At 59.3% G+C, this 19,691-nt stretch carries 16 protein-coding genes, 1 pseudogene and 1 riboswitch; of the genes and pseudogenes, 10 read left to right on the top strand and 7 right to left on the bottom strand.

Annotated features, from left to right (window positions below; genetic code table 11):
• Positions 1-201 precede the first annotated feature (201 nt).
• The 4 genes and pseudogenes from NKH60_RS27955 to NKH60_RS27940 all read left to right on the top strand — a co-directional run bounded on the left by NKH60_RS27955 (position 202) and on the right by NKH60_RS27940 (position 4,192).
• Positions 202-588, top strand: a complete 387-nt coding sequence (locus NKH60_RS27955; protein ID WP_352610601.1) for a hypothetical protein — start codon at positions 202-204, stop codon at positions 586-588.
• A gap of 890 nt (positions 589-1,478) precedes the next feature.
• Positions 1,479-1,852: pseudogene (glyA, locus tag NKH60_RS27950) on the top strand (serine hydroxymethyltransferase); the annotation flags it as partial.
• 61 nt (positions 1,853-1,913) lie between these two features.
• Positions 1,914-3,089 carry a methionine adenosyltransferase gene (metK, locus tag NKH60_RS27945; RefSeq protein WP_352452623.1) on the top strand — a complete coding sequence of 392 codons (1,176 nt, stop codon included), beginning with the start codon at positions 1,914-1,916 and terminating at the stop codon, positions 3,087-3,089.
• Positions 3,090-3,199: 110 nt separating this feature from the next.
• Positions 3,200-4,192: an adenosine kinase gene (locus tag NKH60_RS27940; protein ID WP_352874173.1), complete on the top strand. Its 993-nt coding sequence runs from the start codon at positions 3,200-3,202 to the stop codon at positions 4,190-4,192.
• A 32-nt stretch (positions 4,193-4,224) separates the two neighbouring features.
• Here the strand turns inward: NKH60_RS27940 and NKH60_RS27935 are convergent, their stop codons facing one another.
• Entirely contained in the window at positions 4,225-4,887 is a 663-nt protein-coding gene (locus NKH60_RS27935; protein WP_352542143.1) for a transposase, read from the bottom strand.
• 289 nt (positions 4,888-5,176) lie between these two features.
• Between NKH60_RS27935 and NKH60_RS27930 the strand changes: the two genes are divergently transcribed.
• Positions 5,177-5,428 carry an MFS transporter gene (locus NKH60_RS27930; protein WP_352458261.1) on the top strand — a complete coding sequence of 84 codons (252 nt, stop codon included), beginning with the start codon at positions 5,177-5,179 and terminating at the stop codon, positions 5,426-5,428.
• Between the two features lie 62 nt (positions 5,429-5,490).
• Positions 5,491-6,324 carry a helix-turn-helix transcriptional regulator gene (locus tag NKH60_RS27925; protein ID WP_352515945.1) on the top strand — a complete coding sequence of 278 codons (834 nt, stop codon included), beginning with the start codon at positions 5,491-5,493 and terminating at the stop codon, positions 6,322-6,324.
• 317 nt (positions 6,325-6,641) lie between these two features.
• Here the strand turns inward: NKH60_RS27925 and NKH60_RS27920 are convergent, their stop codons facing one another.
• On the bottom strand, positions 6,642-6,770 hold the full coding sequence (locus NKH60_RS27920) for a hypothetical protein (RefSeq protein ID WP_352874171.1): 129 nt from the start codon (positions 6,768-6,770) through the stop codon (positions 6,642-6,644).
• A 654-nt stretch (positions 6,771-7,424) separates the two neighbouring features.
• Positions 7,425-7,626: riboswitch (cobalamin riboswitch) on the top strand.
• 95 nt (positions 7,627-7,721) lie between these two features.
• Between NKH60_RS27920 and metE the strand changes: the two genes are divergently transcribed.
• Entirely contained in the window at positions 7,722-10,058 is a 2,337-nt protein-coding gene (gene metE, locus NKH60_RS27915; protein ID WP_352874169.1) for a 5-methyltetrahydropteroyltriglutamate--homocysteine S-methyltransferase, read from the top strand.
• Between the two features lie 108 nt (positions 10,059-10,166).
• On the opposite strand, the gene NKH60_RS27910 is transcribed toward metE, so the two are convergent.
• Genes NKH60_RS27910 through NKH60_RS27900 form a run of 3 tightly spaced genes read right to left on the bottom strand, consistent with a single transcriptional unit; the run spans position 10,167 to position 12,607 of the window.
• Positions 10,167-10,385, bottom strand: coding sequence for an FMN-binding negative transcriptional regulator (locus tag NKH60_RS27910; protein ID WP_352517525.1), 219 nt, complete (start codon positions 10,383-10,385; stop codon positions 10,167-10,169).
• Between the two features lie 34 nt (positions 10,386-10,419).
• Entirely contained in the window at positions 10,420-11,322 is a 903-nt protein-coding gene (locus NKH60_RS27905) for a dihydrodipicolinate synthase family protein (RefSeq protein ID WP_352874167.1), read from the bottom strand.
• 52 nt (positions 11,323-11,374) lie between these two features.
• Positions 11,375-12,607 carry a trans-sulfuration enzyme family protein gene (locus tag NKH60_RS27900; protein WP_352874165.1) on the bottom strand — a complete coding sequence of 411 codons (1,233 nt, stop codon included), beginning with the start codon at positions 12,605-12,607 and terminating at the stop codon, positions 11,375-11,377.
• Between the two features lie 83 nt (positions 12,608-12,690).
• Between NKH60_RS27900 and pdxR the strand changes: the two genes are divergently transcribed.
• Complete coding sequence (gene pdxR / locus NKH60_RS27895; protein ID WP_502907785.1) at positions 12,691-14,187, top strand: MocR-like pyridoxine biosynthesis transcription factor PdxR; 1,497 nt, start codon at positions 12,691-12,693, stop codon at positions 14,185-14,187.
• Between the two features lie 455 nt (positions 14,188-14,642).
• A complete protein-coding gene (locus NKH60_RS27885) occupies positions 14,643-15,350 on the top strand; it encodes a B3/B4 domain-containing protein (protein ID WP_352874163.1) in 708 nt (235 codons plus the stop codon).
• Positions 15,351-16,395: 1,045 nt separating this feature from the next.
• Here NKH60_RS27885 and NKH60_RS27880 read toward each other — a convergent pair.
• Positions 16,396-17,451, bottom strand: a complete 1,056-nt coding sequence (locus tag NKH60_RS27880; protein WP_352874181.1) for a cytochrome-c peroxidase — start codon at positions 17,449-17,451, stop codon at positions 16,396-16,398.
• A 798-nt stretch (positions 17,452-18,249) separates the two neighbouring features.
• On the bottom strand, positions 18,250-18,552 hold the full coding sequence (locus NKH60_RS27875) for a DUF982 domain-containing protein (RefSeq protein ID WP_352452612.1): 303 nt from the start codon (positions 18,550-18,552) through the stop codon (positions 18,250-18,252).
• Between the two features lie 560 nt (positions 18,553-19,112).
• On the opposite strand from NKH60_RS27875, the gene NKH60_RS27870 reads away from it, so the two are divergent.
• Positions 19,113-19,583 (top strand): Ros/MucR family transcriptional regulator, encoded by a 471-nt coding sequence (locus NKH60_RS27870; protein WP_352452644.1) that lies wholly within the window; start codon positions 19,113-19,115, stop codon positions 19,581-19,583.
• Positions 19,584-19,691: the final 108 nt, after the last annotated feature.

Below are 19,691 nucleotides of genomic sequence, written 5' to 3'. Positions count from 1 at the left end.
AAGAAAGCTTGACCCCAGCACTCCGGTGCTCAGGTTCTCCTGGCTGCCGGATGCGCACGTCTGCGGTCTTCACCGGATGCGTACTTCTTCTGCGGCAACACCGAAATCGCGTCAGACCTTAAATAGCGTGAACCTCAGCGCGCGGCCCTGTACAAGGCAACCGCAGGGCTGCTGCGGGCGTATGCTAATATCGCGGGTGAAATGGATGCCGCAGGCTACAACAACGCCCACGTTGCCCGCATCAAGAAACAGGTCGAGCATTACCTGAATGCGCGGGACACTGTGCGTCTGGCCAGCAACGAAAGCCTCGATCTGAAGGCCTACGAGGCTGATATGCGGCACTTGATCGACACATATTTCAAAGCCGATGAGCCTCGCAAAATCTCACCATTCGACGGCATGAGCCTCCTTGAGCTCAGCTCGTTTGGGAGGACGTGCTGGACGATAGGGTCACCATTCCCCGCAAAATCAAGCAGTCCAGCGAGCGTAAAATCCAGGATCAAGCTGACCGCACATGGAATCTTCTCACTACGCTTTACTACAAGGGGACAGGCCGTATCCCTTGGCGCCGGAAGAAGATCGGATTGAAAGGGAACCTTCTTTGTCATCTTTGCATCACGGTCAGTCTGCTCGAGATTGACCGCTGCAAACCGGGAGCACGAGCGGGCTGGGCAAACGTTGCAACAGATCCTTCAAGGAAATTCATTGACTCTTAGCAACTCCGGTTCGCTGTGAATGGTAGGCTTATTGCAACGTCTGAGGTCAGTGGGGTCCAAACCGTGGCGCCGCTTATTCTCCGACCCGCCGAACTGCGTGCAATTTCGGCTAAAGGCAATGGCAAGAAGAGCGCCCATCTTGTTTGTTCGACACAGCCATATCGGCTCAAAACAGTATCTTCACGGCCACCGACATTGTCCGGTCGGTGGACAATCAACCATATAATTTGGTTCGAAAGCCGCAACATCTGTGGAGAACGCGAAATGACAAATTCAGTAGGACGAGTGCCTAGGCTTTCCAAGTGGCTTGGTCCTGACCAATGCTGACACTGGTCAGTCGCCTACGGACGGCAGCGCATTTAGATCGCCTTCGAATCCTAGGTCTTTGCGCGCACGCGGACCTAACTGTCTGCCAGCTAGCGGAGATTCTGGGTCTGCGTCGTGAGCACGTTGTACGACACGTCCGGCTGCTGGCCAGAGCCGACTTTCTCTACTGCAACGAACAACGCCCGTGGTGCTCGTACCATCTCAAAGCAGCAGGTAAGGACGGCGGGCTGGTTCAGTTGTTGGTTGATCTCCTGCCCCACAGCGATGGCTATCACAAACGAGACCTTCAACGGCTCGAAGCGACACAAGACGCGCCGTCGAAGGGGATCGCATGCTTGACCGTGAAATAGATCCAATTGGAGCGCGAAACCACCATGGACAACTCCGCCGACGGCGCCATCGCGCCGCCCGACACTTGCGGACGGTCTCGCTTGGCGGCCTCTGGCCCACGCGCTTCTGGACCGAGGTTATGACCTGGTCACCGGGGGCACTGACAATCACATGCTGATCCTTGATCTTCGCGATCGACCACTATCAGGCAAGACCTATGCCGAGCGGTTAGCGAAGGCAGGCATCATTACGAACTTTAAATGGTGCCTGGCGACCCGCGGGATCCGGCGGTCACAAGCGGAATTCGCTTGGGGTCGCCAGCAGTGACGTCCATCGGCATGCGCGATGTGGAAATGGTGCAAATTGCTGGCTTCATTGACTGCGTCCTCCGGCGGCCTGATGACGAAGATCTCCATGCCTGCGTGCGAAGAGACGTTGCCGATTTGTGCGCTGCGTTCGAGGTCCCGGGCATCACCAACAGCGCAAGGTGGGCTAAGCAAAATGCCCCATACAACTCCAACACCCGAAACGAGGCATTTCATGGCTAGGCAGTTCGTGTTCTCTTCCGAATCGGTTGGCGCGGGACACCCGGATAAGTTGGCCGACAACATCTCGGATGCCATCCTCGATGCCATCCTCCGCACCGATCCCAAGGCGCGCGTCGCCTGTGAAGCGTTGGTAAAATCAGGGATAGTCGTTCTGGCTGGCGAGATTACCAGCGATGCGCGGGTGGATTATAGCCAAGTTGCGCGCGATACGATTCTCGATATTGGATACGACGATGAGGCCGTCGGCTTTGACGGCCGGCGTTGCTCCGTCGTTCATGCACTCACCGAGCAATCGCCCGACATTAGCCAGGGCGTTGACGAGGGACGAGGGCAGGACCTCCAGCAGGGAGCGGGAGATCAGGGCCTCATGTTCGGCTACGCATGCCGCGAAACCGATACCTTGATGCCTTTGCCGATCCAGCTCGCTCATCGCTTGACGAAACGACAGGCAGATGTCCGGAAAGCACGACAGCTTGGCTGGTTGCGTCCTGACATGAAATCCCAAGTCTCAGTGCGCTATGAGGGGTTGCGCCCGGTCGCCCTGGATACCATCGTCGTATCGACCCAACATGACGAGCAGGTCTCGCAAGAGACGGTCCGCGAGGGCGTCATTGAGGAAATCATAAAGCCTGTCCTGCCGACCCACCTGGAGACGGAAGGCATCAGAATTCTGGTCAACCCGACGGGGAGGTTCGTAGTCGGCGGGCCGCGCGGCGACTGCGGTCTCACTGGACGCAAGATCATCGTCGATTCTTATGGTGGGATGGGTCGTCACGGCGGCGGCGCCTTTTCGGGCAAGGACCCGTCCAAGGTTGACCGCTCAGCTGCCTATGCGGCCCGGTATGTCGCAAAGAATATCGTCGCTAGCGGACTTGCGGACGTCTGCGAGGTGCAGCTTGCTTACGCAATCGGCGTGGCCAGTCCGGTTTCTGTCATGGTCAACACGTTCGGAACAGCGAGGGTTGAGGAAAGAAGGATCGAGCGCCTCATTCTTGAGTTGTTCGATCTCAGACCGAAGGGCATTATCAAGATGCTTGATCTCTTACGCCCTATCTACCGCAAGACCGCGACCTATGGCCATTTCGGCCGTGAAGAGCCTGATTTCACCTGGGAGAAGACAGACAGGGCCGACGAATTGCGTCGCGAGGCAGGACTTGCCGCCCCGTGAGGGCTGGCGCCGAACCGATTGGCAAGCGGAAAGCCCATTCCCACTGGCCAGACCCGCCCGCGCCCGGCGTGGCAGAAAGCCGGTGGGTTTTTTGGCGGAGACATGAATTGATGCCGGACTATGACGTGCTTTGTATCGGAAATGCCATCGTCGACATCATCGCCCAATGCGACGAGGCGTTCCTGGAGACCAACGGCATCATCAAGGGCGCAATGAATTTGATCGACACGAGGCGCGCCGAACTGCTCTACAGCCGCATGGGCCCGGCCATTGAAGCCTCGGGCGGCAGCGCCGGCAACACGGCGGCGGGCGTCGCCTCCTTCGGCGGTCGCGCCGCTTTCTTCGGCAAGGTCTCCAACGACGCGCTCGGCGAAATCTACGCGCATGACATCCATGCCCAGGGTGTCGCCTTCGACACCAGGCCGCTTAACGGCGAACCGCCGACAGCGCGCTCGATGATCTTCGTCACGCCGGACGGCGAGCGCTCGATGAACACCTATCTCGGCGCCTGCATCGAACTCGGCCCGGAGGACGTCGAGGCCGACAAGGCCTCGGGCGCCGCGGTCACCTATTTCGAGGGTTATCTGTGGGACCCGCCGCGCGCCAAGGAGGCGATCCGGCAGACGGCGAAGCTCGCCCATGCGGCGGGGCGCGAAGTATCGATGACATTGTCGGATTCGTTCTGCGTCGACCGCTACCGCGACGAATTCCTAGAGTTGATGCGCTCCGGCACCGTCGACATCGTCTTTGCCAACAGCCACGAGATCAAGTCGCTCTACCAGACCGCGTCGTTCGACGAGGCGCTGGCCCGGATCCGTAAGGATTGCAAGATCGCCGCCGTCACCCGCTCGGAAAAGGGCTCGGTGATCGTGCGCGGCGACGAGACCGTGACCATCAATGCGACCAGGATCCGCGAGCTGGTCGACACGACAGGCGCCGGCGACCTCTATGCCGCCGGCTTCCTCTACGGCTACACGCAAGGCCGCAGCCTCAAGGATTGCGGCGATCTCGGCTCGCTAGCGGCCGGGCTGGTCATCCAGCAGATCGGCCCAAGGCCACGCCAGAATTTGCGCAGAGAGGCCGAGCAGGCGGGGCTGCTGTAGGTGGCGAGCCAAGAACCAGCTGCCCACCCTCCTCAATCCAGCCCGAGCCTTTTCTTCAGTTCCGCATTCTCCTTGCGGAGACGATCGGCAAGCAGGCTCTTTAGCCGCTTGTTTTCTTCCTCGAGCGCGACGAGATCCTTCAGCCCGTCACTGTCCGCCGCAGGCGCCGCCGCCTTCTTCCAAAGATAGTATGTCTGTTCCGAGATGCCGGCTTGCTTCACCGCGCTCTTGAGAGTAGCGCCGCCGCCGATCGAGGTCTCGATCTGCGCCAGCTTCTGGGCACGATCCTTCGCGGAGTAGCTCTTTCGGCCCGTTCGCGCTGACGGCGGTGCTTCAGTGGTCGCGGATATCGGCTTGGCAGGCGCGCTCGCCTCAGCTTCTGGCTTCCTCGACCGCCGCGCTCTCGTCTTCGGTTTTGGCGTTTCGGTTTTGTCTGCCGGTTCGCTATGAACTACTGCTGACTCGGTCTCCAGGGGATTGGCCATGAAATGCTCCACTCGCGGTTTGTGCAAAGGTTCAGCATCAAGGGCCACTACAGTAGAGTCAACAAGCTGACGATTTAACGGCTCGACTTCCTTTGTTGTCTCGGCCATCGCCGCGGCGATGTCGAAATTGCCCCAGATGGAACGTGCGGATTTTTGATAATTGCGCTTTTGTTTGATTTCCACGGTGAATGGTCGCGTCTGCCGCCTCATAGTTCCTTCCTGAATAGGAGAATGAAGTCGCCGCTCGAATTTTTTGGCGCTTCCTGCTTAGCGCGGAGCATTATCGTATAGCCGCTCAACGGGCAAGTGATGCCGGTCTTCGATGGCTGACCATCTGGGGAGATTTGAGCGGCTTCGCACGTCCTGCGCATGCCTGTAAGGCCGCCAAGTTTTCTGGGTTAGCAGGCGCGCACTGTGGCAGCTTGGCTTGTACGGCGAGGCCATGGTTAAGTGAGGCGAAACAAATCCAGCCCCGCGGTCAATCCCGAGGCTTCCCACAATGGCGAAGAGAACATCTTCACTCGTTCCTTTTGAGCACAAGACCTTCCGTTCGCTATGGTCGGCTGCACTCATTTCGAACCTTGGCACCCTAGTGGAAGGTGCGGCGGCAGCTTGGCTGATGACGAGCATCGCAGCAGTAATTTTTGATCGCCCATTCGTGCTGTGTACCAGCCCTGTGTCTTGCGCAAGTGGTCACGAACGGCTGCCGGAGCCTCGAAGACGCCCTAAAAACACATGCTGCGATTTTTGAACACGCTTGACGTGTTAGATTAATTCATCCACGATGCGTGTGTTGAACACGCGAGGTGAGTTATGAACATGAAAGAGCTTAGGGTTCGACTGGGCATGACTCAAAAAGATTTGGCAGAGCAGATGGCAACAACGCAACAGACTGTGGCCCGTTGGGAAACAGGCAAAACGCAGTTGAACGTCGAGCAGATCAAGGACCTTTGTCTCACGTTGAAATGCACGGTCGAGGAGCTGCTGGGCTGGAAGATTGATGTCGAGGAGTGGCGCACGAGCCCGTTTGCAATTGCCGATGCCGAAACGCGATACGGCACGCTCAGAATCAAGACGACTGTTGGCAGCCGCCAATATCCTATCGATGAAAAGGCGCGTGAATCGATTTTACGTCAGTTGAAGGAACTTCATAATCTGCGTAGAAATAACACAAGCAGGCCATGGCTGTATTGTTGGAGCCTTGACAACAAAATACTCTTGATAAATCCGCAATATGTCCGCACCATTGAGCTTATCGGTGACGATGTAGAGGAGATGCCAGAATATTATCATCCAGAAATCTATCGGGCTTTGGATGACTGGGATAAGGGTGAGGTTTCAGGAAAGCTGAAGAAAGAATGCGATGCCATCATCGCAGAGATGGGTGATCAGGAAGCCGTGCGCATGGCCTCCTATGTTCGCGTCACATATGACGACGGAGAAGATGAGTGGAACTTCTTGGATGAAGAAACCGCTACGACTTTCTTCGGATTGGAAGCTGCGACCTTTGACGTTCCCCAGTGTAGTTTCGCCGAAGTGGAGGAAGAAGGTTACTACCGAGCGCGATACGCCAACCTTGATCGCGTCGCGGTGATGGAGGTTCCAAGCGACCGTTATCACAGATTGACCGCGCCCGAGGAAGCTTAGAACCATCCACGAAGGGCGCATGTTACATCTCGACCTTGCGTGGTGCGTTTTCAGTACGAGATGACGTTAAGCGTAGGTAGTGGCAGGTAAGAGTGCTCGACCAGAAGCTCAACTGCCTCCTCAATATCGCTGCCGATGTGCCGCAGGACACGTCCACGGGAGCGTGGATAGGCGTAAAGTTCCTGCACTCCACGGTCCGCTCTCCCATCGCCGGTGTGTGCCCGACGCCATCTTGTGGACGAGCTTGGCCGCCTGCACCCGGTTGTATTCCGGCTTGCGGTCCGCCTGGGCGGTCCGCCGCGATGGCTATCTCCATGTCAATCGGCGCCGAACTTTGACTGCCCGCTGCTTTTGATGAATTTGGCGAGGTCCCCGCATAAACTCTTGGTCTTCTCCTTGAGGCCCTGTGTCGCGAACTTGTGGTCCAGCAGGGCAAACAGGTCCAAGTCCCCTTCCGCCTGTGGCGACGCCCTCGGCTTCCCAATTGGGGACCGCTTCTGCGCGCTGCACCGTGGCGATTGTCCGCCCAAGACGCATCACAAGATCGAACGTCAAACCGTGCGCGTGCACGACGATTTGCCGCTCAGGCCTCATTTGGACAGGACTTGAGCTGGCCCGATGGTTTGAGCCGGGTTACCTTGAGCCGGTGGGCTGCGAACAAGCAGTTCGAGACATTGGCCTCGATCACGCCGCTGCGCCTGGCCTCGGTGTGCTCCCCCCGAAATCGTTGTGTCATATCACCGAGGGCATCACGGCCAACAGCTTCCACATGGGCAACAGCCTCTCCATTGAGCCGAATATGGTCGCGAGCAGATCACCAACGAAGCGGTCGGAACCTCGGAGCCGAAGTTCGACGCCGAGGTGGTTCGCATGATGCGCTAAGCAGCACCACGGCGCTTGCCGGTATGTTTGCTGCCGGCAGCCGACGAACTCCTATCCTCCTGGACAAGGGCGCCGTGCGTCATTGCTTTGATTTACCGGCCGCTCAAGGCTTCCACAGTTTTCGCTTTCGAGGCGACCTTTGGAACATGCCAACGGAAATTTAACATAACGACATAAACATTTCTTTATGCGGCGTTGACAAAGAAGCGAACTGCTGTGATTGTCTCCCGTGTCGTGGTTCTCCGTACGGCGCTGCCGCAGCGGAGCTAAGAGGGAAGCCGGTGCGATGCCGGCGCTGCCCCCGCAACTGTTAGCGGCGAGCCAACCCCACTCATGTCACTGAGGCGAATAGCCTTGGGAAGACGGGTAGCTGGCTATGACCCCGCGAGCCAGGAGACCTGCCACGGCGAATTACGTCCACAGGCGGGGTGTCTCGGTGGCCGCCGCAGCCTGGCGTTCGTGCCGGCCTGCTAGCGCCTTCCTTGTCACCGACGCCCCAACCATCGGGGTATGGCATGACTGTCTCTCATCAAATTCCTGTAGCAACGCTCGGCGTGCCGCGCTTCGGTCGTCGGCGAGAACTGAAATTCGCGCTTGAAAGTTACTGGTCCGGAAAATCTTCCGCCGCCGACCTTCTCACGACGGCGAAGGCGCTCCGTGCCGCTAGCTGGGAGGAGCAGCACGATCGCGGCGTGTCGAAAATCCCGTCGAACGACTTCTCGCTATACGACCATGTGCTCGACACCGCAGCCATGGTCGGCGCCGTTCCATCCCGTTACGGCTGGAATAGCGGCGAGGTCCCACTTGACATCTACTTCGCAATGGCGCGCGGCAACCAGGGTCAGACGGAGGATTGTCGACACGCTGGTCACCAGCAGGCGGCTCATCGGTCTGATGTAACCGCGATGGAAATGACCAAGTGGTTTGACACCAACTATCACTACATTGTGCCGGAACTCAACGATGATCAGACGTTCGCCCTCTCGTCGACGAAACCGGTCGATTACTTCATCGAGGCTAAAGCTCTCGGCGTTCACACACGCCCAGTCATCCTTGGACCGATCACCTTCCTCAAGCTGGCGAAATCGCCTGCCGAAGGATTCGATCCCATCGCGCTCCTGCCGCGGCTGCTGCCCGTCTACGAGCAACTCCTGCAGAGGCTGAAGCTGTCTGGAGCCGACTGGGTGCAGATCGATGAGCCAGCGCTTGTCCTCGATCTGAACCCGAACGAACGAGCTGCGTTCGAATTCGCCTATGGCCAGCTGTCGAAGGCCGCGCCCGAGCTGAAGATCATGCTGGCTACCTATTTCGGGCCGCTGGGAGACAATCTCGAAACCGCGGTTTCTCTGCCCCTGGCCGGGCTGCATATTGATCTCGTGCGCGCTCCCGAGCAGCTGGAAACGGTGGGTCGGCTCGCACCGAAGGATCTGGTGCTCTCGCTTGGCTTGATCGATGGCCGCAACGTCTGGCGTGCGAACCTGCCCGCCATTCTCGACCGCATCAAACCGATCGTCGCCGGCTGGCCCTTGGACCGCGTCGAGATCGCGCCTTCTTGCTCGATGCTGCACGTGCCGATCGACCTGCGCATGGAGACCGAACTCGACGCGGACATCAGGTCGTGGCTCGCCTTCGCGGCCCAGAAGACCGACGAGTTGGTGTTGCTGGCCCGGGCCCTGTCCCAAGGCAGGGATGCGGTGGCAGGCGCGTTGAAAGCGTCTGCCGAGGCTGCCGCCACTCGCGTGACATCCACGAAGATCCATGACCCGCTGGTTGAGGGGCGGATCGCCAGCATTGACGACAGCATGAAGCGACGAGAGAGCGCTTTTGCCGAGCGCTCCAGAGTCCAGGCCGGCACGCTCGGGCTGCCGCCGTTCCCGACGACGACCATCGGGTCCTTCCCGCAGACGCCGCAGGTACGCAGAGCGCGGGCCGCTCATGCGAAGGGCCAGCTGAGCTATGTCGACTACGAGACCTTCCTGAAGAAGGAGATCGAGGCTGCAATTCGCTGGCAGGAAGAGATCGGGCTGGACGTGCTGGTGCACGGTGAGTTCGAACGAAACGACATGGTACAGTATTTCGGCGAGCAGCTGTCCGGCTTCGCCTTCACCCAGCATGCCTGGGTGCAGAGCTATGGGTCGCGTTACGTGCGCCCCCCCATCATCTTCGGCGACGTATCGAGGCGCAATCCGATGACGCTGCGCTGGTGGCAATTCGCCCAGTCGCTTACGGAAAACCCTGTGAAGGGAATGCTCACAGGCCCAGTGACCATTCTCAACTGGTCTTTTGTTCGCGACGACGTACCGCGCTCCGAAGCATGCCGCCAGATCGCGCTCGCCATCCGCGACGAAGTGACGGATCTCGAATGGTCCGGCGCAAGGATGATCCAGATCGATGAGGCCGCGTTTCGCGAAGGATTGCCACTGCGCCAGTCTGATTGGAACGACTATCTCGACTGGGCTGTCGAATGCTTCCGGATCGCTTCAACGGGTGTAAAGGACGCGACTCAAATCCATACCCACATGTGCTATTCGGAGTTCAACGAGATCATCGACGCGATCGCTGAAATGGATGCGGATGTCATTTCGATTGAGACGTCGCGCTCGAAAATGGAACTGCTGGACGCCTTCACGAGCTCCAAATATCCGAACGAAATCGGGCCCGGAGTCTACGACATTCACTCACCACGTGTCCCGGAAGTCGGGGAGATTTCGGATCTCGTCATGCTTGCCCGCGAGCGACTGTCGGATTCCCAACTGTGGGTAAACCCGGACTGTGGCCTCAAAACACGCAAATGGGAGGAGGTCCGCCCTGCCCTCATGAACATGGTCGATGCAGCACGTGCGCTCCGGTAGAAAGTGTAGGCCGGAGGGTTTCCTGGTTGCTCACCATGTGGTGAGTGACCGGCTGCCGCATGTCGGCCGTGAATGCGCCAAAACGCGATCACATCCTTTGAAATAAAGTCACTCGAGCGAGAATGTGCACTTTCCTTCGGCACGTGTATTAATCGCGCAGGAGTAAAGGGTACCGTTTTCTCCCTGTGACGTGTCGAGTTCGAAGGGGATGTGATTGGCGTCGAGACCGCTCCGGCCATGGGTTATCAGCATGCCAAGTGCACTGTTCTCGATCAGTTCGTAGAGGACTTCTCGGCTCGGTTCATCGAAATGCGCGGGTACATACATGACAGGTTCCTTCACTGGCCGCCGGGTTCGCTATTCACCGGTTGACATCCGATGGCAAGCGTTCCAACTCGGCGGCGATCTGGCGCTTCGCTGCTGAGGGCAGAGGCAGGATGGGACGCGGGGGGTCGGCACTGCAAATGTCGAGCAAATCGGCAAGTGCATAGACGACGCGAAGGCTCGAGAACTCCTTGAAGAGGCTCCAGAGCGGCGCAAGCGTGGCATCGATCCGTCGCGCTTCGGCCGCATCGCCCTGCTGCGCCGCCGTGACGATCTTCACGCAGACCTCGGGCAGGATGCCGGCGAGGACGCTGTACCATGTGTTGGCGCCGGCGATCATGGCCTCTGCGGCGTTCCAGTCGCCGCTGTAGCCGATCGAGAACCCTTCCGGCACAGTGCGCCTCTGGTCGGCCAGATGGCTCTTGATCGCATCGCCCTTGTCTGTCGGATTCTTGATAGCGACGATCCCCCGCACCTTTGCCAGGCGGCTGACGAGTGCTGGGGTGAAACGGAAATGCGTCGTTCCTGGATTGTCGTAGATGACGATCGGAAGGCCACTTTCGCGCGCCACCGTGGAGAAATGTTCGAACACCTCGTCCTCAGTGAGCGGGGTGTAAGAGGCGGCGGCAAGCAACCCCGCGGCAGCCCCAAGGGCCTTAGCGTCCTGCGCGAGCCTCACTGCTTCGTCGGTGCGCAGCGCGCCCACACCCACCACGACCGGCATTTGTCCCCCGGTTTCGTCCAAGGTCTCGGCGAGCGCCCGTCGCCGTTCCTCGCGCGTCAGATACATGTATGTGCCGGTGCTGCCGAGAAGACCGATGGAATCGACCTGAGCGGCGCAAAGCCTGGCAATCAGCTTGCGCAGAGCAACGGTATCGGCACGGCCGTCACGATCGGTCGGCGTGATGGGAAACGCGGAAAGGCCGCTCAGGAATGCCATGGCAAGCCTCCGGGTTTGTACGCGAGCGCGGGACTGGCCGGACCACAGGTCATCACAAGGCGTCCAGAGCCCGCCGCATGTCGGCGATCAGGTCCTCGGCGTCTTCAAGACCCACCGAGAGACGCATGAGGTCCTCGCCGACTCCATCGGCCAGATGCGCATCCTTGCGGATCGGCTGACGAGCACGGGTCAGGCTTGCCGGATGATAGATGAGGCTGTCGGCATCGCCGAGGCTGACAGCCCGGGTGATCAGGTTGAGCCGGTCCATCATCCGGCGCGCGCCCTCGAACCCAGCGTGGAGGCCAAAGGCCAACATGCCCGACCCTTGGGACATCTGCTTTCGCGCCGTCACCTGATCAGGGTGCGAGTCGAGGAAGGGATAACTCACCCATGCCACCGCCGGGTGCGCCTCGAGCGCCTGAGCCACCGCAAGGGCAGTGGCGCTGTGCCGTTCCATGCGCAGCGTGAGCGTCTTCAGACCGCGCAGGATCAGGAAGGCTGACATGGGCGAGAGCGCTGCGCCGGTGATGTAGCGCAGGCCCGTTTCGTGCAGCGTGCGGAGCGTTTGCGCGTCGCCGAGAATCGCCCCGCCAAGGGCATCGCCGTGCCCATTGATGTATTTGGTCAGCGAGTGGAGCACGAGGTCTGCCCCATGTTCGAGCGGCCGCTGGAGCGCGGGCGAGGCGAAGGTGCTGTCGACTGCAACCTTTACACCGCGCGCGTGGGCGCGCTCGGCAATGGCAGCGAGATCAAGGATGCGGCTCAGCGGATTCACCGGCGTCTCGAAAAAAACAAGCCGGGTCCGCTCGGTAATCGCGGCATCGAGATTGTGAGGATCGGACAGGTCGACCGCGACGACCTTGATGCCGAAGCGGGGGACCGCCTGTTCGACCATGGCAAGCGTGTTCGCATAAAGCGTCCTGTGGACGATGAGTTCATCCCCTTGGGACAGGAGCGACAGGATCAGCGTCCCGAAAGCCGCCATCCCCGAGGCAACGACCAGACCTGCCTCGGCTCCCTCCAGATTGGCGAGCCGTTGTTCGAGGATCTCCGTCGTCGGATTGTATTCGCGCGCATAGAGCCTTCCGCCAAGCGCGGCGGCGGCCTCGTTCGCTGCCACGCTTTCGAATCCATAGGTCGAGGTCAAGAAGACTGGCGGCTGAACGGCATTGGAAAAGCCGGCGGGATCGTAGCCATGATGGATCGCCCGAGTGGCGAATCCGGGACCGGTGTCGTTGAGCGACCGCGTGAGAGCATCGGTTTCGGATTGATAGGAGCGGGTCATTCGGCCTCTAAGATCTTTCTTGGGTTTCCGAAAGATTGACGGCAAACTGGCCAATGTGAAATATCCAGTTGGCGATGAATGAAATGGTCCAGTCTTCAAGTGCCGGTTCTGCAGGTCGCACGCACGCGATGGGTGCACGCCAGATCTACGAGGCTCTTCGCGAGCAAATCCTCGGCGGCGTCTATGAAACCGGTAGTCAGCTGCCGTCCTCCCGAGGCCTCGCAAATAACCTTGGGGTTTCGCGAACGACGGTGACGGTCGCCTATGAGCAACTGACCGCGGAAGGTTTCATCGACGTCCGTCAAGGCGCACGACCTCGCGTTGCATCCTCGCTGATCGGTCCTGAGACGAGCCGCACTGTCGCGAAACGAGTCGGCCCGGTTCATCTGTCCGCCTATGGCGAACGACTGCGCGTCACGCCGCCCTGGCCGGATTATCTGCCGACTGGACTGAAGGTCGATTTCCGCTATGGCGACCTGGCGCCGTCAGACTTCCCCGCATTGGTCTGGAAACGTGCGATGAACGAGGCGATGGGGCAGCGCCCGTTGCGTCTTGCCTATGACGATCCTCGCGGCTCGCGCCGGCTGCGCCAGGCGCTCCAGGGCTATCTCTGGCGCGCCCGAACCCTGAGCTGCGACCTCGAGCAGATCATCATCGTCAACGGTTCGCAGCAGGGCCTAGATCTGTGCGCTCGCCTGCTTCTCGATCCCGCCGACCGCTTCGTCATCGAGGACCCGTGCTATAGGATGGCGCGTCAGGTCTTTGCCAGTACGGGTGCCTCGCCCGTTCCGGTCACCGTCGACGAGGACGGGATGAAGACGGAGTTGCTGGCGGGGATCGGGGCACGACTGGCCTATGTCACGCCATCGCATCAGTTTCCGCTGGGCGGCGTCATGCCGATCGCGCGCCGCCATCAGCTTCTGGAATGGGCGCGGCACAACAACGCCTATGTGATCGAGGACGACTACGACAGCGAATATCGCTACGATATCAATCCGGTCCCTCCGCTGCACAGTCTTGAGGACCACGGGGCTGTCATCTACCTCGGCACGATCTCCAAAACGCTCTCGCCGATGCTGCGTATCGGCTATCTCGTCGTCCCGACGGAATTGCAGGAGGTCTTCGCTACCGCCAAACAATTCGCGGACCGGCATTCGCCGGTGGCTGAACAGGAGGCTCTGGCCTGTTTGATCGAGAGTGGCGGCTACGAAAGCCATGTGCGGCGTGTGCGCAGGCTGAACGGCGAGCGTCGGGAGACGTTGTTGGGCGCCTTGCGGCGCAGCTTCGGAGATCGCATCGCTGTCCAGGGAGCAGATGCCGGACTGCACGTCGCCGTTTGGTTCAACGACCTGCCGCGGTCGCAGGAAACGACCCTGGTCGAAGCCGCCCGAGGGGCGGGCCTGGGGCTGCACCTGATCTCGCCCCTTTACGAGCGGCAATCGGACGAAGGCCACATCGATCGCGTCGGGCTTGTCATGGGCTATGCCGCCTTGAGCATTCGGCAGATCGAGAAGGGCGTTGAGATCCTGCGAGCGGTTGTCAAGCAGGTGCAAGACGCGTTGCCGGGACACGGTGACTAAAACGGCGGGGACGTGGCGTGCTGGCGAGGAAACCGACCCTTGGGCTGAACCGCATTTCGTTGCAAAGCCAACTGGACTGGGAATACGCCATGCAACTGGTGCTGTTGATCAGGCCAGTTTGGCGGCAGATTTTTCGTGCGAGACGAATTTCCGAGAGCGATGCATGCGGCAAGGAAAACTGCTTCACATCCATATCGCGCCCGCTGCCTTTTATGAAATGGAGGATCTGGCGGAGGCGTAGCTTGTTGCCGGCCGAGCGGGCTCGAGCACCCTCAAGACATAATCGACGATCTCTACCAGGCCTTGTCCACGGCCGAATGATGGAATTATCCAGCGCATGGTGCGGCATGCACCATGCCGATGCCAGAAGATCTGGACGCTCGACAAGCACCTTTCTTCATACATTTCCCGAACGACCCGCAGCGCAAAGCCTCCCCATGAGAAAAGAGCTTCCCATGTCTTTCACGCCATTGATTGACCCCGAGATCAAGGCCCGCTACCCGGATTTTCATCTGATCAGCATTGTGGTGCGGAACGCTGAAATCGACGTGCCGGATGCACAAGCGTTGAACGACACGATTGCGGCGGCGGAACAGGCGGCGCTTCGCGATGACGCCCAAAGGGACGCGCATCTTGCGGCGTGGGCCGTTGCCTACGAGTCTTTCGGCACAAAAGCCAATCGAAGGCCGTGCTCGGCCGCCGCGCTTCTCAAGCGGGTGCGGAAAGATGGCTCTCTCCCGCGGATATCCCCACTGGTTGATGCCTACAATGCCGTCAGCGTGTTGTATGGCGTTCCGATTGGCGGCGAGGATCTCGATCTCTACCAGGGGGTCCCGAGACTTTTAATTGCGAAGGGAGCGGAGCCATTCGACACGATCCAGCAAGGTGAAATGGTAACCGAGCATCCCGAACCGGGCGAAGTCATCTGGTGCGATGATGCCGGTGTCACTTGCCGCCGCTGGAACTGGCGGCAGGGGCGGCGCACCATGGTGACGGTCGATACCCGCGCCATGTGGCTCGTGCTGGAAGCCCTCTGCCCAATGTCAGCTAAACAGATGACGGCGACCGGAGAGCATCTGATGGGACTTATCCAAGCTTTGTGCCCGGGTGCGCGAATCGAAACCGCGCGGATCGACGAGTCCACTACATCTCGTGTCCGTTAGGGCATGGCCCCACCTTTCGGAGAAGCACCCCCCTCAGCCCTGTCCGGATCTGGCGCTCCTTGCTCGCTCCGCTGGCCTACACAGTTGATTGCGAACGACCCAGAACGGCTCTCGAAAACGAGCGTCGAACGAAATCCGATCACCGTTTGTTCTCCCTTAGCGCTGTTTGGCGTACTTTTATCGCGAGGCCCTCCAGTGTTGGAGTGTTGGATGGTCCAAATTACTCAAGCTCGGTCGAGTGATCGCGGAGAGGTTAATGTCGACTACATCGAGATTCATGGAGCGGTTCGGACAACGGGTGCGAACCCGGGACGTCGTGCCGGTGTCGTCAGGCTCTCCCGTCCGACTGAGCCTCGGTTTTCTTCACGGCGCGAATACTCCTGAGGCCGCCCGCATTCTCGTTAAGAAACAGCTGCCGCTCAGGACGGCCCACGCGATACTCACGGAGATGGTTGATCACGGCAAGGCGTTCGTGACGGTTCCTTGCGTCGAGGACCTGTTGGCACTGAAGAATGAACTGTCGTCCGCAGGCGTGATCGCGAAGGTTCACGCGCCGCGGCCGATAAGTGTTCGCGAAGTCCGGATCGCGCGAAGCTCTCTCAGGAGGCATTCTCCGTGAGGTATGGCCTCGATCTGGCAACGCTTCGAAACTGGAGCAAGGTCGCTCAAGACCGGATGTAGCGGCGAACACGGACCATCGCCCGGAATCCGGAAGCAGTCGAAGAATCACTGGACATGGAGGACGGAGTGGCTGCCCCATCACCCTGAGGGGGCCGGTCACTCCGGCGCGCGGCTATTCGGCCGCCAGCGCGATGGCCGTCCGCCGCGCGGTATCGACAGCGCGCGAGCCTCATGCGTCAGACGCCTTCCTTGGCATGTCGCACGCCAGATCCCAACCATGATTCCATCGCAACGGAATGGTGACGAAAGCAGTGTCTGCACTTTGGAAACGAGCCATTTGCGTCCTCATGGACCTCGCGATCGTCTCGTCCCAGTAAAAGTCGCAATCATTGTCGATTGCGATGTTCCGCAGTCAGCTGGCCGTTTATTTTCCTAAGATCTGCGTTACAGGCCGGGGCGTTGTCGCCGTTTCGGCGGGTAAAATCGGATAGGCGAGCTCGGGTGCCTTTCCGGTCAGCGAGTTGAGGAAGGCAACAAGCAGGTCGACTTCTTCGTCCGCCAGTACCACGCCAAGCTGGGTGGTTCCCATGATTGCAACGGCCTGTTTCAGATCCCAAACCTTGCCCGAATGAAAGTATGGCGCGGTGAGTGCAACGTTGCGCAGCGGCGCCACGCGGAAAACATAGGAATCGTCGGCAGTATTGGTGACCGCAAATCGGCCCTTGTCTTTTTCCGGCAGGACCTCGGCGCTGGGCTGTTCCACGAGGCCGAATGGGTAATAGGCTTGCCCACCAACGTTGATACCGCCATGGCAGGACGAGCAGCCTTTGTCCATGAAAAGCGCCAGGCCCTGTTTCTGTTCGGAAGTCATGGCAGCCTCGTCGCCATTGAGGAAGCTGTCGAAGGGGGCCGGCGTCACCAGTGTCGCCTCGAAGGCTTCGATTGCCTTGGCGAGGTTGTCGAAGGTGACCCGATCGGCTTCAGACGGAAAAGCTGCATCGAACCACTCGACATATTGCGGCATGGACTTGAGCGTGGTGATGACTTGGCCCGGTGTATTGGCCATTTCGATCCCGGCTTGGACCGGTCCCTTCGCCTGAGCCTTCAGGTCTTCGGCACGACCATCCCAGAACTGGGCGATGTTGAAGACAGCGTTCAGTACAGTCGGCGCGTTGCGCGGTCCCTTCTGCCAACCATGGCCGATCGAGGTTTCGTGATTGTCGTCGCCGCCGGTGGCCAGGTTGTGGCACGAGTTGCACGACAAGACGCCTGACGCAGAGACGCGTGGATCGAAGAACAGTGCCTTGCCGAGAGCGATCTTTTCCGGGGTGATCGGGTTGTTGGCGACTGCCGGCGTGGTGGGTGGCAAAGCCTTGAAAGTGGCCATTGCCGTTTCTCTGAGGTCTGCGGGGATCGAATCCGCAGCAAAGGCGGTGGCCGTCAGCAAGGGGACAGCCATCGTACTGAATAGGATTTTCATAAATGATCTCGCTGCGTCGTGCACGCAGCCACTCTGGGATATGCGGCTCATGAACGCCCTGCGCTAGATCAGTTGCGGGAGAGGACCGGGGGTCTGACACCTGTTTTTGCGGCAGAGCTTGGACCGTCCCGGAATTGAACGCTCTTCTCGATTGGATTTTGGGAGGCGGAGGATCGCTGCTCGGCAAGCGGCGGCGCCGGAGCCGTGCTCCGGTTCTCTCTGCGCCTTCAACTATGAAGAAATCGGGGCCACCGTGTCGGATTCGGTTTGGGGCCGGTTATCTGTTCCGCAGCAGGTCCTGCTCGACTTCCGCCTGCCTTCGCCAGATCGACCTTGGCCCAAATCGATCCGCGATAGTGTCTTGTAGCACCTTTGCGGGACGATCTTATTTCGACTGTAGAGGGCCGTTTGGGGTGAGCAGAATTACACGAATTTCAGAGGCGCCCGAGTAGCTGTTTTAATTGGCTTGTAGGCCTCCATAGAGCGAATATTGGCAGACGACGGAGCACAATTTTGGCTTCGTTTATCATCTTGCTTCGATGGGACAACTGCTTTGCAATCATTACACGGTAATTTACCATCATGAATTGAGAACCAAGTCCCACGCAGTGATTTTCACACCGGAGGCGTGCAATCCTATCGCGAGAAGCTGATTTACAAATACAACAAGATGATTAACATCGCCATAGCGCCGCAAAATATTGTTTGTTCGCTACACTACGCTCCAGATGCCGGCGAAATCTCGACACAATAACCTCGTCGGCGTACCCGCTCCAGCCTCACACACGACTGCGGCGCCTATACTTGCGCTTTTCCACTGCCCGACATGCAGGCAGCGAGCCATTGCATCGCCGAGGTTGCATCTTCCAATATGGCGACCTGTTTCGCAAAGCGGAAAACAGCCTTGCGCGCTGCGCTCGCAGGTTTTCGTCCGTTGTATGCATCAAAGCACGCCCTGAGGGCGGCTTCGTAGATCCGGTCTCTGCGATCTTCTGGCCATTCGTTGAGAAAATCGATAGCATCCGCAGGACTGGCAATCTCTTGCACGATGTGCGCTGCACGCCTTACGAAAAGTGGGCTGCTGAAAGTCCCTGAGCTCATTCGTTCCTCCCGACCTGCTGAAACCGCTAGTTTTGCGTGAACAGGCGCCTCCTCTACACCCGCCCACCATTGCGGAATGTGTTGTCACAGCGATAGCGGTTCAATAGCAAAGCAGCGGCGTGATGTCCTCGGTTTGCCAGCGGGTCCATCCCTAACATCCTGCTGCAAGAGCGGCTCACCGGATGAATCTAGATCGTTTCGACCATTGCGAATCAACGCTTGATAGTTCCTCCACGCGCCACCAGGAAGCGGCCACTGCTCTGCCATCGATTTCACAGCCAAAAAGAGAATGGCGAAACAGGAATAGCCCGCTTCGTTTCGAGATTACTGGTCATTTTGGCGCAAAGCTTACGGCCGAGACGCGCCTGAAAATGCGCAAGCACCGCGGCAGGTCGCCAACAACGGAACGCATCAACGGTCATGACGGCGCGATACTGCGCCATAGATCTCGCTGGATGAGCATCGCAATAATCCTGTCGAGACCTTGGTTGCTTTCAGCGGAGACCGCCACTATGAAGCGACGCTTCGCCGACTGTGTTTCACGCCGCCTGGAGAGTTTCATGACAGAAGAAGCCGAAAAAAACATCAACACCCTCATCGAGCTCACGGCCGATGTCGTCTCAGCCTATGTCTCCAACAATCCGATCCCGGTGGGGGATCTCCCTGCCCTCATCGGCCAAGTGCACGCGGCTCTGAAAGGGACGGCGGAAGGTGTCTCTGCAAAAGAGCCGGTTGCCCTTACGCCTGCAGTCCCGATCAGGAAGTCGGTGACACCGGACTACATCATCTCCCTTGAGGACGGGAAGAAATTCAAATCGCTAAAGCGCCATCTGTCGACCCACTATGGGCTGACGCCGGATGGATATCGGGCCAAATGGGGCCTGTCGGCGGATTATCCCATGGTCGCGCCGAACTACGCCGCGGCGCGCTCGTCATTGGCCAAGACAATGGGGCTCGGCCGCAAACCGAAAGCGCCGGAAGCGCCGGAGCCGGCGCCGACGAAGCGAACCCGCAAGAAGGTCGCGGCTTGATTTCGGCAATGGAGATTCGTTCTGGAGCGTTGCAGCCATCGGCTTAATCTGCGCGTCATATCGTCATATAAAAAGGCGGGGCCAACCCCGCCTTCCTTTTTTGTTTCA

Origin of the sequence: Mesorhizobium sp. M1006, assembly GCF_040318825.1 — a bacterium.
In the GTDB taxonomy this organism is placed as follows: domain Bacteria; phylum Pseudomonadota; class Alphaproteobacteria; order Rhizobiales; family Rhizobiaceae; genus Mesorhizobium.
The sequence above is the reverse complement of the archived record's forward strand: the minus strand, read 5'-3'. Positions and strand labels throughout refer to the sequence as shown.

Coding starts and splice junctions, on each gene's coding strand:
- NKH60_RS27930 (WP_352458261.1), top strand. CDS start 5,177: ATGGCGAAGAGAACATCTTCACTCGTTCCTTTTGAGCACAAGACCTTC.
- NKH60_RS27955 (WP_352610601.1), top strand. CDS start 202: ATGGATGCCGCAGGCTACAACAACGCCCACGTTGCCCGCATCAAGAAA.
- metK (WP_352452623.1), top strand. CDS start 1,914: ATGGCTAGGCAGTTCGTGTTCTCTTCCGAATCGGTTGGCGCGGGACAC.
- pdxR (WP_502907785.1), top strand. CDS start 12,691: ATGGTCCAGTCTTCAAGTGCCGGTTCTGCAGGTCGCACGCACGCGATG.
- NKH60_RS27870 (WP_352452644.1), top strand. CDS start 19,113: ATGACAGAAGAAGCCGAAAAAAACATCAACACCCTCATCGAGCTCACG.
- NKH60_RS27875 (WP_352452612.1), bottom strand. CDS start 18,552: ATGAGCTCAGGGACTTTCAGCAGCCCACTTTTCGTAAGGCGTGCAGCG.
- NKH60_RS27925 (WP_352515945.1), top strand. CDS start 5,491: ATGAACATGAAAGAGCTTAGGGTTCGACTGGGCATGACTCAAAAAGAT.
- NKH60_RS27880 (WP_352874181.1), bottom strand. CDS start 17,451: ATGAAAATCCTATTCAGTACGATGGCTGTCCCCTTGCTGACGGCCACC.
- metE (WP_352874169.1), top strand. CDS start 7,722: ATGACTGTCTCTCATCAAATTCCTGTAGCAACGCTCGGCGTGCCGCGC.
- NKH60_RS27885 (WP_352874163.1), top strand. CDS start 14,643: ATGTCTTTCACGCCATTGATTGACCCCGAGATCAAGGCCCGCTACCCG.
- NKH60_RS27910 (WP_352517525.1), bottom strand. CDS start 10,385: ATGTATGTACCCGCGCATTTCGATGAACCGAGCCGAGAAGTCCTCTAC.
- NKH60_RS27935 (WP_352542143.1), bottom strand. CDS start 4,887: ATGAGGCGGCAGACGCGACCATTCACCGTGGAAATCAAACAAAAGCGC.
- NKH60_RS27940 (WP_352874173.1), top strand. CDS start 3,200: ATGCCGGACTATGACGTGCTTTGTATCGGAAATGCCATCGTCGACATC.
- NKH60_RS27905 (WP_352874167.1), bottom strand. CDS start 11,322: ATGGCATTCCTGAGCGGCCTTTCCGCGTTTCCCATCACGCCGACCGAT.
- NKH60_RS27900 (WP_352874165.1), bottom strand. CDS start 12,607: ATGACCCGCTCCTATCAATCCGAAACCGATGCTCTCACGCGGTCGCTC.